Raw genomic sequence first — 13,182 nt, 5'->3', positions numbered from 1 at the left:
GTGGCATCCGCCGGGCGGGCGGATCTCCGATTATCATTTATCGTATTTCGTGGGGTACGTTGATACCGGATGCTGTGTGAAGTGTTCTCACGGAGATTCGAATGGCAAGCATATTCGCAACGTTGAGTCCGCTGACGGTCGCGGTGGCCGTCGTCGGGCTCGTCGGGATCGTCCCGGTCGCGATCCAGTACCGCGAGCGGTCGCGGTGGTTCGCGGTCGGCTACGGGCTGTTGGTGGTCGCGGCGCTGGCGACCAACCTGGAGGACCTGTTCCTCGGTGACTTGCTGAACGCGACCGAACACGCCGTCGGGCTGATGGGGGCGGGGATCGCCTTCCTGGTCGCCGCGTACGTCCACCGCAAACGGGAGATCGAACCGGAGGTGCCCGACGGTGGCTGAGATAACGCTGATGGTCCTGTTCGACTTCGTCGCGGCGGCCGCGTTCGCGGGCGCGGTCGTCGTCGGCGTCCTGAACTGGCGGGACACGGACCTCGAACGCGGGTTCTGGGTCAACTTCACGTTCGGGGCGACGCTGGGGCTGCTGTGGACCGGTTCGGTCCTGCTGGAGTGGCTCGGCGTCGCGCCGGCGCTGATGAACGCCCTGAGCATGATGTTCCTCGGGACGACGATCGGCGTCTACGCCGTCGGGTCGACGGGGACGATGGCGGTCGTCGACGACATGAAGACCGCGACGGAGGAAGCTGACCGGGCGCGCCGGGAGGCCGTCGAGTTACAGGAGGACGCCGAGGACGCACGGTTGGAGGCCGAACAGGCGAGCGAAGCGGCCGAAGAGGCGAAAGAACGGGCCGAACGCGAGCGCGAGCAGGCCCGGCAGTTGAGCGAGACGCTCGAACGGAAGGCGACCGAGTTCGGCGACGTGATGGGCGCGGCCGCGGCGGGCGACCTCACCCGGCGGATGGACGCCGAGGCCGACAACGAGGCGATGGCGGAGATCGCCGCGTCGTTCAACGGGATGATGGACGACCTGGAGGAGACGGTTCGGGAGATCCGGTCGTTCGCGGACGAGGTCGGGGCGTCGAGCGAGGAGGTCGAGGCGGGCGCGACCGAGAGCCAGTCGGCCAGCGAGCAGGTCGCCGAGTCGATGCAGGCGGTCTCGGCCGACGCCGACGAGCAGAACGACCGCCTCCAGTCGGTCGCCACGGAGATGAGCACGCTCTCGGGCGCCGTCGAGGAGGTGGCCGCCTCCGCGGACGAACTCGACCACGCCACGGGCGAGGCCGTCGCGGTCGGGGAGGCCGGCCGCGAGGCCGCCGGCGAGGCGATCGACGAACTCGACGCCATCGAGACCAAGGCCGACGAGACGGTCGACGAGGTGGAGACGCTGGCCGCGGAGATGTCGGAGATCGGCGAGGTGGTCGACATGATCGCCGAGATTGCCGAGCAGACGAACATGCTCGCGCTGAACGCGAGCATCGAGGCCGCCAGAGCCGGCGAGGCCGGCGAGGGCTTCGCCGTCGTCGCCGACGAGATCAAGGGCCTGGCCGCCGAGGCCGCCGAGGCCACCGACGAGGTCGAGCGGCTCATCACGGACATCCAGGAGTCGACGGAGGGGACGGTCACGAACATCCGCGAGATGACCGACCGGGTCGACTCGGGCGCCGCGACCACCGGCGAAGCGCTGGACGCCCTCGAGGAGATGGCCGAGACGGTCCGGACCGCCCACGACAGCATCACCGAGATCAGCGCCGCGACCGACGACCAGGCCGCCTCCACCGAGGAGGTCGCCAGCATGGTCGACGAGGTCTCGGAGATGGCCGGCCGGATCGACACCGAGTCCGACCAGGTGTCGGCCGCCGCCGAGGAGCAGACCGCCTCGCTCACCCAGGCCGCCGACAACGCCCGCTCGCTCGCCGACCGGGCCGACGACCTCCGGGAGTTGCTCGACGAGTTCGTCGTCGGCGACGCCGCGACCGGCGGCAACGCCGCGACCCCCGCCGCCACCGACGGCGGTCTCGACCCCGGAGAGTGACTCCCGCGGCCGGTCGCGACCCGCCGCCGTTTTGACGCGCCGGCCCGTACTCCCGTCAGGCACGACCGACGGACCGATCCGTCACGATCGTCTTACTTAATTCTGGTACGCATCTCATATCCGGTATCCTTATCGGCGAGTGGTCACTAGTGGGAGGTATGTCAGAAGCGACGAGCGCGCCGGTGGGCCACGCGGAGCTGGCGACGCTGAAGGCGCTGGCGCTGTCGGGCGGCCTCGACGGCGACCAGAAGGTGTCCTGTTCGGCGCTGGCCGACCGGCTCGACGCCTCGACGCAGACGGCCTCGCGGCGGCTCCAGCGGCTGGAGGAGGCCGACCTGGTCGAACGGGAGATCGTCAGCGACGGCCAGTGGGTGACCGTCACGGAGGCCGGCGAGCGCGCGCTCCAGCGCGAGTACGCCGACTACCGGCGCATCTTCGAACGGGACGCCAGCGTCGAACTCCACGGGTCGATCACCAGCGGGATGGGCGAGGGCCGCCACTACATCTCGCTGCCGGGCTACATGCGCCAGTTCGAGGACAAACTGGGTTACGAGCCGTTCCTCGGGACGCTCAACGTCGAGCTCGGCGAGGAGAGCGTCCGCGAGCGCGGCCGGCTCTCCTCGTTCGAGCCCGTCACCATCGACGGCTGGGAGGACGACGAGCGCACCTACGGGCCCGCGTACTGCTACCCGGCCACGGTCGAAGCCGAGAACGGCGAGACGTTCGAGGACGCCCACGTCATCAGCCCTGAGCGCACCCACCACGGCGACGACCAGCTCGAGATCATCGCGCCGGTGAAACTCCGCGACCAACTGGGGCTGGCGGACGGCTCCGCTCTCACCATCCATGTCACCGAACAGCGATAGCATGACCGGCGACGCATCGACTTCGACCGCGACCGCGACGGCGACCGTCGACCGGGCGGTCGACGCGCTGCGCCGCGGCGACCCGATCCTCGTCCACGACGCCGCCGACCGCGAGGGCGAGGTCGACGTTGTCTACCCCGCGGGCGCGGTCACGCCCGACGCGGTCGCCCGCATGCGCAACGACGCCGGCGGGCTGGTCTGCGTCGCGCTCGCCGACGCCGTCGCGGTGGCGTTCGACCTGCCGTACGTTCAGGATGTCATCGACCACCCCGCCGCGGCCGACCACGACCTGGGCTACGACGAGCGGTCGTCGTTCTCGTTCACCGTGAACCACCGCGACACCTACACCGGGATTACAGACGAGGACCGGGCGCTCACGATCACCGAACTCGCCGCCGCCGCGGCCGCACCCGAGGAGACGGACTTCGCGGGCGAGTTCCGCGCGCCCGGTCACGTCCACGTCCTCCGGGCGGCGCCCGACCTGCTCGCCGACCGGAAGGGCCACACCGAACTGGCCGTCGCGCTGGCCGACGCCGCCGACCTCCCGCCGGCGATGGTCGTCTGCGAGATGCTCGACGACGAGGGCGGCGCCGCGCTCTCGCCGGCCGCCGCCCGAGCCTACGCCGACCGCGAGGGGCTCGTCTACGTCGAGGGCAGCGCCGTCGTCGAACGGCTCGGGTGACGGTACCGGGTTACTGAAGGCCCGTCCGGCCCCAGCGCCGACCATGGCACGCTTCTCGCGCCGCTCGCTCCTCCGCGCCACCGGCCTCGCCGCCGTCGGTGCCGCCGCCGGCTGTACGAACGACGATACCGACGGTCCGACGGGGACACCCGACTCCGGCGATATCGTCGCCGGCCCGGACGGCGCCTACGCCTTCGACCCCGAGGAGTACACCGTCTCGGTCGGCGAGACGGTCACCTGGTACTTCGACAGCCCGACGCACAACGTCGGCTGTCGCCCCGGCGACGCCCCGCAGGTCACCCTGCCGGAGGGCGCCGAGCCGTTCGCAAGCTACGACGACGGGGCGGTCGGGCAGACGGTTCCGCAGGGCGAGACCTACGAGCACACCTTCGAGACGGCCGGCGAGTACACCTACGTCTGCATCCCCCACTCCCGCCAGGGGATGGTCGGGACGGTCGTCGTCGAGGCGTAGCCGGCGTCACGCTTCGTCGACGCCGACGACCTCGAAGCGCGCGCCCGAGCCGTCACCGTCGGCGTCGGTCACGCGAACGTCCCAGCCGTGGGCGTCGGCGGTCTGTGCGACGATAGAGAGGCCGAGTCCGGTGCCGCCCGACGCGGTCGAGAAGCCGCTCTCGAACACTCTGTCGCGGCGGTCCGCCGGGATGCCCGGCCCGTCGTCTTCGACGAAAAAGCCCGGCTCGTCGTCGAGGGCGCCCACGCGGACGGTCACGCCGTCGCCGGCGTGCTCGACAGCGTCCTCGGGAGCCTGCGAAGCAGGGCTCGTGGAGCCGTGCTCCACGGCGTTGCGGAACAGGTTCTCGAAGAGCCGGCGGAGCCGCGACTCGTCGGCCTCGACGACCGTCCCGGCGTCGACGTGGAGTGTCGCGTCGCCGGTGGCGACGGTCCCCCAGCTCGTCCGGGCGACCGTCGCGATGTCCACCGGTTCGACCGCGTCGACGCGCTCGCCCTGGCGGGTCAGCGTCAGGATGTCCTCGATGAGCTGTTCCATCCGCTCGACCGACCGCTCGCACAGGTCGAGGTAGTCGTCGTCGTCGGCGTCGATCATCTCCAGGCAGCCGGCGAGGACGTTCAGCGGGTTCCGGAGGTCGTGGCTGACGATGCTCGCGAACTCCTCGAGCCGTTCGTTCTGGCGGGCCAGCTCCTCGCGGCGGCGTCTGAGTTCGCTCTCGCGGTCGGCCCGCGCGAGCGCGGCCTCGGTCGTGTTCGCGAGGATCCGGGCGAGCGACACGTCCACATCGTCGAAGGCCTGCTCGGTGGTCGCACCGAGGTTCAACACGCCGTGCTCGCCCAGGGGGAGTATCAGCTCGCTGCTGATCGGCGTGTCGGGGTTCAACAGTCCCTCGGCCGTCGAGAGGTCGTCGTAGACGCGGACCTCCCCCGACTGGAAGGCCTCCCAGGAGAGGCTCTCGCCGCTGTCGTAGGTCGGCGCCGTGCCGAGCAGGTCGGCGGCCTCGTCGGTGATCGCCGCGGGTTCGAGGGCGTCCGTCTCCGGGTCGTAGAACCAGAGCCCGTTGACGGGCATGTCCAGCACGTCACGCGCTGTCTCGACGGCCCGTTCGGCCACCGAGCCGCGGTCGGGCGCCTCCATGAACGCCCGCGTCGCCTCGTGGAGCGCGCTCAGCCGCCCCTCGCGGCGCTTGCGCTCCGTCATGTCCCGCGAGGTGACGACGTACCCATCGAAAGCCGTCTCCGTCCGGTTGGTCGCCTTCGACTCGATCCAGCGCCACTCGCCCGCGGCGGTCCGCATCCGGAACTCGATGCCCTCGGTCGCGCCCGGTCGCTCGACGAACGCCGCGAACCGCTCGGCGACCGTCTCGTGGTCCTCCGGGTGGATATACTCGAACACCGTCTCGCCGACCAGTTCCCCGGGCTCGTAGCCCAGCACGTGCTTGGCGGCGGGGCTCTGGTACTCGATGACTCCCGTCTCGTCGAGGACCGTGACGATATCGGTGACCTCCTCGACCAGCGTCTCGTAGCGCGCCAGTTCCCGCTCGCGCTCGCGGCGCTCGGTCACGTCGCGGGTCGTCAGCAGCGCGAACCGCTCGCCCTCGCCGGTATGGACGGGAACGGCCCTGAGGTCGACCGCTCTGGTCGGCGACTCGACCGGCGACTCGAACTCGACGTGGCGTTCGGCCGCGCCGTCCCCGACCACGTCGTCGACGGCCTCCGTCACCCGCCGCACGTCCTCCGGTTCGAGGATGCCCGTCTCGGCCAGCACCGGCAGTCGCTCCCCCTCCAGCCCGCCGTCGATCGCCGCCGGCGGCTGGTCCATCCGGTGGTCCGCGAACCGGAACCGGTAGTCGCCGTCGACGACGTACACCCCCTCGCTCATGTGCCCGACCACCAGCCGCGGCCAGTCGACCTCGTCGGCGCGCTCGGCCGCGCCGTCGACGGGCTCGGCGGTCCCGCCGTCGACCCGTTCGGCGGCGCCGACCGGACCGCGGTCGACTGGCCCGGCCGACCCGACCGCGTCGTCGATCCGGTGGGCCAGGAGGGCGTACTGGTCGGGCGTGTCCTTCCGGAGGAACTCGGCCGCGCCGGCGTCGATCGCTCGTTCGGCGACGGCTTCGCCCTTCCGGGCCGCGAGGATCACCGGGATCTCCGGACGGCGCTCGCGGACGGCGTCGAGGAGCCACAGCCCGCTCCGGTCGGGGAGCCGGTTCCCGGTGACGATGCAGTCGACCCGTCGGGCGTCGAGTCGGTCGAGCGCCTCGTCGGCCCGCTCCACCGCGGTCACGTCGAACGGTCTCGCCGCCGCTTCGAGCCGCTCGGTGGCCGTCTCCGTGAACGCCCGGTCGCCGTCGACGAGCAACACACGGATCGACTGCGTCATACCGTCTCTCTGGCGATCGATCCTGAAATAGCTACGGGAAGGAGCGTCAGAACTGAAAACCCGGGACGCTCCGGGACGGCGATCCGCGAGGAACCAGCACCTACAGGTGTTTCAGCGAGAACCACCCGCCGCCCAGGACGAAGAACAGCCCGAACCCGGCGGCGATCAGCGGCGTGTTCGTCGTCCGGTTCTGCAGGAACGCGTCGCCCGGCCGGTCGGGCGCGACGTAGGCGGTGGTCGTCGCCCCTTCCTCGTACTCGGCGACGACCGAGCGAGCCGCCGACTCCGTGCCGTAGGTCTGCGATATCGCCGCGGGGAAGACGCTCGAACTCTCGTAGGTCGTCCCCTCGTACTCGTAGGTGAACCGGACCGTCGGCTCGTAGTCGACGCCGCGCCTCGCGGAGGCCGTCTCGACGCCGACCGCCTCGACCGTCGCCGTCACCTCGACGGAGTCCCGCACCGCCTCGGACTGCTGGACGTAGTCGTAGCCGCCGTAGCCGGTGATCGCGAGCCCCACGAGGAGCATGAGCAACGCCCCGCGGAGCGACTCCGGCCCGTCGATCGAGAGCCCGGAACCGTCGCTCACGCCGACCACGTCCCGACTCCGATCGGCGAGACGGCGCCGGTCCGTCCGTCCGCGGGCGCCGGCCGCGTGTCGCGGGCGCGTCGCGTCCCGTCAGTACCGCTCCGGTTGCGTTCGACAGTCATCGTCTCCTACAGTGGTGGGCGCTCTCGGTGAAAAACCCTCCCGAGGGCCCAGCGACTGTTTGTGTCACGCGCTCGCACGCGACCGTCAACACTCTTACCAGCGGAGTCGCAACGTTCGATATGGTCAGCACGCGCGGCCGCGACGCCGGACGACTGACAACCTATAAATCGGGAGCGCCCCTCACCGGGAGGTACGACCCATGAGCGAGCGCCCAGAGATGTTCCAGGGCGTCGACGAACTCTGGATGGACGGCGAGTTCGTCGACTTCGACGACGCACAGATCCACGTCCTCACCCACGGCCTCCACTACGGCTCGGGGGTCTTCGAGGGCGTCCGCTGCTACGACACGGTCGACGGCCCCGCGATCTTCCGCTGGGAAGAACATCTGGAGCGGTTCTACCAGTCCGGCAAGCCCTACGATCTCGACATCCCCTTCGACCGCGAGGAACTCACCGAGGCGACGGTCGAACTCCTCCGCCGCGAGGAGTTGGACTCCTGTTACATCCGGCCGATCGCCTTCTACGGCTACGACTCGCTGGGCGTGAGCCCCGGCGACTGCCCGACGACGGTCGCCATCGGCGCCTGGCCGTGGGGCGCCTATCTCGGCGAGGACGCCCTCGAGAACGGCGTCGACGTGATGGTCTCCTCGTGGCGCAAGCACGCCTCCAGCCAGATCCCGACGAACATGAAGACCACCGGCCTCTACGTCAACTCCATGCTCGCCACCGAGGAGGCCAAGGGCAACGGCTACACCGAGGCGATCGTCCTCAACAAGGAGGGCAACGTCGCCGAGGGGCCCGGCGAGAACCTCTTTCTGGTGCGGGACGGCGAGATCTACACGCCCGGCCTCGCCGAGTCCATCCTCGACGGGATCACCCGCCGCACCGCGATCGAACTCGCCCGCGACATGGGTTATACTGTCCACGACCAGGCCACCATCTCCCGGGGCGAACTGTACACCGCCGACGAACTGTTCTTCACCGGCACCGCCGCGGAGGTCACGCCCATCCGCAGCGTCGACGACAACGTCATCGGCGAGGGCACGAAGGGGCCGGTCACCGACGAGCTTCAGGACCAGTTCTTCGACCTCGTCGAGGGCCGACTGGACGGCTACGACGACTGGTTCACGTACGTCTGACTGCCGTCCCGGATCGGTAGACAGAGCGGCTATCAGTCCCGAAAATTTCGGTTTCGATGGGGGGTGGCTAAACAATTAGGGGTAACTGTCACGGGCGTTTACGCCCGAGGTCGGATAGATGCAACCGACGAGTACGACCGGTAGTCGCGACTGGCGCGTACGGGGCTGCGAGGACGGGACGCGAACAGGGGTGGTCCGCGAATGGCGCTGACCACCCGCCTGCGGTCCGTGCTGAGCGACGCCCGCGAGCGCGCCGGTGGCGGCGACACCGCGACGACCGACGACCCGGCCGAGGGCGGCGAGTCGACCGCGGAACCGACGGCGGGCCTGTTCGAGTGCCCCGCCTGCGGGACCGTCTACGTCGCCGAGGAGAAGTCGACCTGTTCGTCCTGCGACGAACCCGTCGAGGAGGTCTCGGCGACGCTCTCGCGGGAGTAGCGGGGCGGACCGGGTGTCGAGGGCGCGCGCTCAGTTCCCCTCGCGGTCCGACGTGAACGCGTCGGCGCCGTCGGTCGCCTCGCCCGGGGAGTCGTCGGATCGACCGTCGGACCGCTCGTTCATCCGCGCCTCGACCCGTTCGAGCGCCTCGCGGGTCGCGCGTAGCTCCGCGACGAGTTCCTCGAGCTGGTCGGCGCTCGCGGCCCGCCCGTCGGACGAGCGGTCGCCGTTGCCCCCACCGGTTCCGTCGCGGCCGCCGCCCCCGCCGAACTCCCGCTGGACCCGCGAGATCTCCTCGCGCACGTCGCGAGCGTCCTCCACGTCGTCGAAGGAGATGTCGGCGCCGGAACTCCCGGCGGTGCTGATCTCGATCGTGCCGAATCCCAGCTGCGTGCCCCAGAAGGACTGGGTGAACTCCGTGTTCTGGATGCGGTCGAGGTCGACGCTCTCGATGTTGGTGCTGAGGATCCCCTGTTTGACGTACAGCGAGCGGTTCGTGACGACGTAATCGGTGTGTTTGATCCCCAGGTACGACAGCGGCGAGAACAGGAGGATGACGATCCCGATGAGGAAGGGGATCAGGACCACGCCCGTCACGAGCGTGCCGACCATCCGCAGTTTGGTCGGCTCGCCGACCCAGACGACCTCTTCGCCGGGCTCCAGGGAGAGCCACTCCGAGACGTCCGAGTCGGCCGCCGCCGCGGCGCGGTCGGTCAGCGAGTCGTCCGTCGCTCTCTCGGCACTCGCGTCGGAATCGCCGCTCATGCGCTCTCCTCCATGCGCTCGGCGACCGCACGCAACTGCCTCGCTTCCGCCAGCAGCGCCTCGACGGTCGCGTCGTCGAGCGCGCCGGTGGCGGGCGCCGGGCCGTCCTCGCCCGTCCCGCGCTCGTCGGCGGCGCGGACCTGCTCCTGCAGCGCGTCGCGGAACGCCTCGGGGTCGTCCAGGTCCGAAATCGCCAGATCCGCCCCGCCGCTGCCGGCGGTCGAGACGGCGACGGTGCCGTAGTCGAAGAGGTTGCCGGTCACGTCCTTGCGCAGCGTCGTGTTCTGGACGCGGTCGACGCCGACGGTCGTGACCGTCTCCGAGACCACGCCCGTCTTCAGGTAGATCCGCCGGTCGGTCAGCACGTAGTCGGTGTGTTCGACGGTGAGATACGCCCAGACGACGGTCGCGACCTGCGAGGCGACGACCAGCGCCGCGACCGCCCAGACCACGAGACCGGGACTCGCCGGGAAGTCGGCGGGGTCGAGCGTCACCTGTGTCGTGACGAAGACGGCGCCCGCGAGGGCCAGTATCGACAGGACCGCCGCCCCCGCGGCGGTACCGACGATGCGCCAGACGCGCGGTTGCCCCGTCCAGACGACCGACTCGTCCGGGTCGAGCGAGAGCCACTCGTGTTCCTCGGTCATATCGCGTGAGTGGCACGCTCGCCGGGATAAAACTACGGGGCCGGCCGATTCGGCGGTACCACCTCGCTCCCGACGGCCGCTCGGCGGATGCTGGCTCGCTATCGTAGGATCTGGAAGACATCGCTCGGACGACCGCACGCGGTCGTGCGGTCGACCGTGCATGAACGCGTTTGCACGGACGCTTTCAAATTCTACGATAACTCCACCACCCGTGCGGACCGCTACCGAAGAGAGTGTGACGGATCGCCACCGACGAGCCGCGATGTGGAGGAGTGACACGAGCGATTGATATGGCGTCCGCCCCCTATCTCCCGTATGGAGTGGAAAACGGACTGGGGCCTCCGCGGGCGCATGTTCTTCACCATGTTCCTCCTGGCCGCCCTGTACATCGCCTTCCTCGGGGTGTTGCTGTGGACGAACCAGTCGTTCGTGCTCATCGTCGGCTTCATGAGCGTCTTCCTGATCGCACAGTTTTTCTTCAGCGACAAACTGGCGCTGCGGAGCATGGGCGCCCGGGAGGTCTCCGAGGAGGAGTATCCCGACTTACACCGGATGGTCGGCCGGCTCTCCCAGCAGGCGGACCTGCCGAAACCGACCGTCGCGGTCGCTGACACGCGGACGCCCAACGCCTTCGCGACCGGGCGCTCCCAGAAGAACGCGACCGTGGCGGTGACGACGGGGCTCCTGCAAACGCTCGACCAGGACGAACTGGAGGGCGTGATGGCTCACGAGCTCGCGCACGTCAAGAACCGCGACGTGGCGGTGATGACGATCGCGTCGTTCCTGGCGACCATCGCGATGTTCATCCTCCGGTGGGGGTTCCTGTTCGGCGGCGGCGGCCGCGACCGCCAGGGCGGCGGCGCCGGTATCATCGTCGCCATCGTCGCCTCGCTGGTCGTCTGGGTCGTCTCGTTCCTGCTCATCCGCGCGCTCTCGCGGTACCGCGAGTACGCCGCCGACCGCGGCGGCGCCGCCATCACCGGCAAGCCCGCCGCGCTCGCGAGCGCGCTGATGACCATCGACAACCGCATGGACCGCGTCCCGAAGGAGGACCTGCGCGAGCAGTCGGAGATGAACGCCTTCTTCATCGTCCCCATCAGTTCGGGCGTCATCGCGAACCTCTTCCGCACGCACCCGACCACCGAGCGCCGCGTCGAGCGCCTGCAGGAGCTGGCCGGCGAGATGGAATCCGCCTGAGCGGCGTTCGACCGAAGGTTCATTAGTCAGCGAGAGCGAACGTCTCGTATGGACTGGCAGATCGACAGCCGCCTGACCCGGCGGATGGCGATGGCGTTGGCCCTCGCCCTCCTCGGCTACGCCGTCCTCCTCGGGCCGGTGGTCTGGCTCCTCCCGCCCGCCGGGGCGCTCGTTGTCTGCGGGCTCTTGCTGGCGGTTCTCGGCGGTCTCGTACTGGAGGCCGACCGGTTGGCCTACCTCGCGACGAGAGCGGTCGCCATCGACCGCGAGGACCACCCCGAACTGTTCGACATCGTCGAGCGGCTCTCCCGGCAGGCCGACCTGCCGCGGCCGCCCGTCGCCGTGATCCCGAGCGACGAACCGAACGCGATGTCGGCCGGGACCGGCAACCGCACCGTCGTCTGCGTGACGCTCGGCCTGCTGAAGGAACTCGACGACGAGCAGCTGGAAGCCGTGATAGCCCACGAACTCGCCCACGTGAAGAACGGCGACTCGTCGGTGCTGACCGTGGCCGGCTTCCCGGCGACGGTCGCACTTGCGATGCTCTCGACGGCGCTGGAGGGCATGGACGGGAAGGCCATCCTGCTGGGCTACTTCGGCGTCGCGGCCTTCCTGGCGGTACTGAGCCTCCCGCTCCTGCTGGTGAGCCTGCCGGGGACGCTCGTCCTCTCGCGGTACCGCGAGTACGCCGCCGACCGCGGCGCGGTGGCGATCACCGGCAAGCCGGTCGCGCTCGCCGAAGCGCTGGCCGAGTTGCACGACCTCTCGGAGCCGCCCGACGAGGACATGCGCTCGATGGCCGGCTTCAACGCCTTCTGTATCGTCCCGTCGCCGTCGCTCGGGCTCCCGGGGACCCACCCGCCCACGCACAAGCGGATCCGGAAACTGCGGGAGCTGGCGGCCGAGATGGAGCGGTAGCCGTCGGCGCCGGTTCGATGTCCCGTCGGCGGCACACACAGGAGAGCGCGACCGCTTCCACAGCCGTTAGGGGCCTGCGAGCCAAGTTGGGGACGCTATGAGCGAACTCGATCTGCACGCACTCGGACTGGGCACCTGGCAGAACACCGACCCCGAGCAGTGCGCCGAGAGCGTCCGGACGGCGCTGGAACTCGGCTATCGGAACGTCGACACCGCACAGGCCTACGGGAACGAGGAAGCCGTCGGTCGCGGCATCGCCGAAGCCGACGTACCGCGCGAGGAACTGTTCCTCGCCACGAAGGTCGACACGGCCAACCTCGCCCACGAGGACGTGCTGGCGACGACCGAGGAGAGCCTGGAGCGACTGGGCGTCGACTATCTCGATCTCCTGTACGTCCACTGGCCGACCGAAGCCTACGACGCCGAGGGGACGCTGTCGGCGTTCCAGCAACTGTACGACGAGGGGACGATCCGCCATATCGGCGTCTCGAACTTCGAACCCGAACACCTCGACGAGGCCCGGACGGTGCTGGACGCGCCGGTTTACGCGAACCAGGTCGAGATGCACCCGTACCTCCAGCAGGAGCGACTGCGCGAGTACGCCGCCGAGCACGGCCACCACGTCGTCGCCTACTCGCCGCTGGCTCGGACGGAGGTGCTCGACGATTCCGTGTTGCAGGACATCGCGGAGAAACACGACGCGAGCGTCCCCCAGGTGACCCTGGCGTGGTTCCTGTCGCTGGACGGCGTGGCGGCCATTCCGAAGGCCACCAGCGCCGAGCACATCCGCGACAACTGGGGCGCCTACGACGTGGACCTCGACGAGGAGGACCTGAGTCGGATCGCGGAACTGGATCGGGGCCACCGGGAGATCGACTTCGAGGGCGCGCCCTGGGACGAGTGAGGCCGGCCGTCGCGTTCGACCCGAGGCGCGAGCGGGCGCTCGCTCGACAGACGAAGGAGGGAAGCGACTTTTACG

General features: G+C 69.8%; 15 protein-coding genes. 10 read left to right on the top strand and 5 right to left on the bottom strand.

Features of this window, described 5'->3' with window-relative positions:
- Positions 1-101 precede the first annotated feature (101 nt).
- From HZS55_RS01465 to HZS55_RS01445, 5 genes are all read left to right on the top strand, one after another.
- Entirely contained in the window at positions 102-398 is a 297-nt protein-coding gene (locus HZS55_RS01465) for a hypothetical protein (protein WP_246308331.1), read from the top strand.
- Positions 391-1,989, top strand: a complete 1,599-nt coding sequence (locus HZS55_RS01460) for a methyl-accepting chemotaxis protein (RefSeq protein WP_179909997.1) — start codon at positions 391-393, stop codon at positions 1,987-1,989. The genes HZS55_RS01465 and HZS55_RS01460 overlap by 8 nt, the downstream gene beginning before the upstream one ends.
- Positions 1,990-2,147: 158 nt before the next feature.
- A complete protein-coding gene (locus HZS55_RS01455; protein WP_179909996.1) occupies positions 2,148-2,855 on the top strand; it encodes a DUF120 domain-containing protein in 708 nt (235 codons plus the stop codon).
- 1 nt (position 2,856) lies between these two features.
- Positions 2,857-3,537, top strand: a complete 681-nt coding sequence (gene ribB / locus HZS55_RS01450) for a 3,4-dihydroxy-2-butanone-4-phosphate synthase (protein WP_179909995.1) — start codon at positions 2,857-2,859, stop codon at positions 3,535-3,537.
- Positions 3,538-3,580: 43 nt separating this feature from the next.
- On the top strand, positions 3,581-4,009 hold the full coding sequence (locus HZS55_RS01445) for a plastocyanin/azurin family copper-binding protein (protein ID WP_179909994.1): 429 nt from the start codon (positions 3,581-3,583) through the stop codon (positions 4,007-4,009).
- Between the two features lie 6 nt (positions 4,010-4,015).
- On the opposite strand, the gene HZS55_RS01440 is transcribed toward HZS55_RS01445, so the two are convergent.
- The 3 genes from HZS55_RS01440 to HZS55_RS22755 form a co-directional block, all read right to left on the bottom strand.
- On the bottom strand, positions 4,016-6,391 hold the full coding sequence (locus tag HZS55_RS01440) for a hybrid sensor histidine kinase/response regulator (protein WP_179909993.1): 2,376 nt from the start codon (positions 6,389-6,391) through the stop codon (positions 4,016-4,018).
- Positions 6,392-6,491: 100 nt separating this feature from the next.
- The gene (locus HZS55_RS01435) at positions 6,492-6,977 is read right to left on the bottom strand and encodes a DUF3592 domain-containing protein (RefSeq protein ID WP_218927263.1); all 486 of its coding nucleotides are present in this window, start codon (positions 6,975-6,977) and stop codon (positions 6,492-6,494) included.
- A complete protein-coding gene (locus tag HZS55_RS22755; RefSeq protein ID WP_281372863.1) occupies positions 6,974-7,099 on the bottom strand; it encodes a hypothetical protein in 126 nt (41 codons plus the stop codon). The genes HZS55_RS01435 and HZS55_RS22755 overlap by 4 nt, the downstream gene beginning before the upstream one ends.
- 200 nt (positions 7,100-7,299) lie before the next feature.
- On the opposite strand from HZS55_RS22755, the gene HZS55_RS01430 reads away from it, so the two are divergent.
- Both HZS55_RS01430 and HZS55_RS01425 read left to right on the top strand, forming a co-directional pair.
- Positions 7,300-8,238 (top strand): branched-chain amino acid transaminase, encoded by a 939-nt coding sequence (locus HZS55_RS01430; protein ID WP_179909992.1) that lies wholly within the window; start codon positions 7,300-7,302, stop codon positions 8,236-8,238.
- Positions 8,239-8,439: 201 nt separating this feature from the next.
- Positions 8,440-8,676: a hypothetical protein gene (locus tag HZS55_RS01425; RefSeq protein WP_179909991.1), complete on the top strand. Its 237-nt coding sequence runs from the start codon at positions 8,440-8,442 to the stop codon at positions 8,674-8,676.
- A 30-nt stretch (positions 8,677-8,706) separates the two neighbouring features.
- On the opposite strand, the gene HZS55_RS01420 is transcribed toward HZS55_RS01425, so the two are convergent.
- Entirely contained in the window at positions 8,707-9,441 is a 735-nt protein-coding gene (locus HZS55_RS01420; RefSeq protein ID WP_179909990.1) for a PH domain-containing protein, read from the bottom strand.
- Complete coding sequence (locus HZS55_RS01415; RefSeq protein ID WP_179909989.1) at positions 9,438-10,088, bottom strand: PH domain-containing protein; 651 nt, start codon at positions 10,086-10,088, stop codon at positions 9,438-9,440. Before HZS55_RS01415 ends, HZS55_RS01420 begins: the two co-directional genes overlap by 4 nt.
- A 315-nt stretch (positions 10,089-10,403) precedes the next feature.
- On the opposite strand from HZS55_RS01415, the gene htpX reads away from it, so the two are divergent.
- The 3 genes from htpX to HZS55_RS01400 all read left to right on the top strand — a co-directional run bounded on the left by htpX (position 10,404) and on the right by HZS55_RS01400 (position 13,107).
- The gene (gene htpX, locus HZS55_RS01410) at positions 10,404-11,285 is read left to right on the top strand and encodes a zinc metalloprotease HtpX (protein ID WP_179909988.1); all 882 of its coding nucleotides are present in this window, start codon (positions 10,404-10,406) and stop codon (positions 11,283-11,285) included.
- Positions 11,286-11,333: 48 nt separating this feature from the next.
- Positions 11,334-12,203 (top strand): M48 family metalloprotease, encoded by an 870-nt coding sequence (locus HZS55_RS01405; protein ID WP_179909987.1) that lies wholly within the window; start codon positions 11,334-11,336, stop codon positions 12,201-12,203.
- Between the two features lie 97 nt (positions 12,204-12,300).
- Positions 12,301-13,107, top strand: a complete 807-nt coding sequence (locus HZS55_RS01400; protein WP_179909986.1) for an aldo/keto reductase — start codon at positions 12,301-12,303, stop codon at positions 13,105-13,107.
- Positions 13,108-13,182 lie beyond the last annotated feature (75 nt).

The sequence above is a fragment of the Halosimplex rubrum genome (genome assembly GCF_013415885.1).
Taxonomy (GTDB): Archaea; Halobacteriota; Halobacteria; order Halobacteriales; family Haloarculaceae; genus Halosimplex; species Halosimplex rubrum.
The sequence above is the reverse complement of the archived record's forward strand: the minus strand, read 5'-3'. Positions and strand labels throughout refer to the sequence as shown.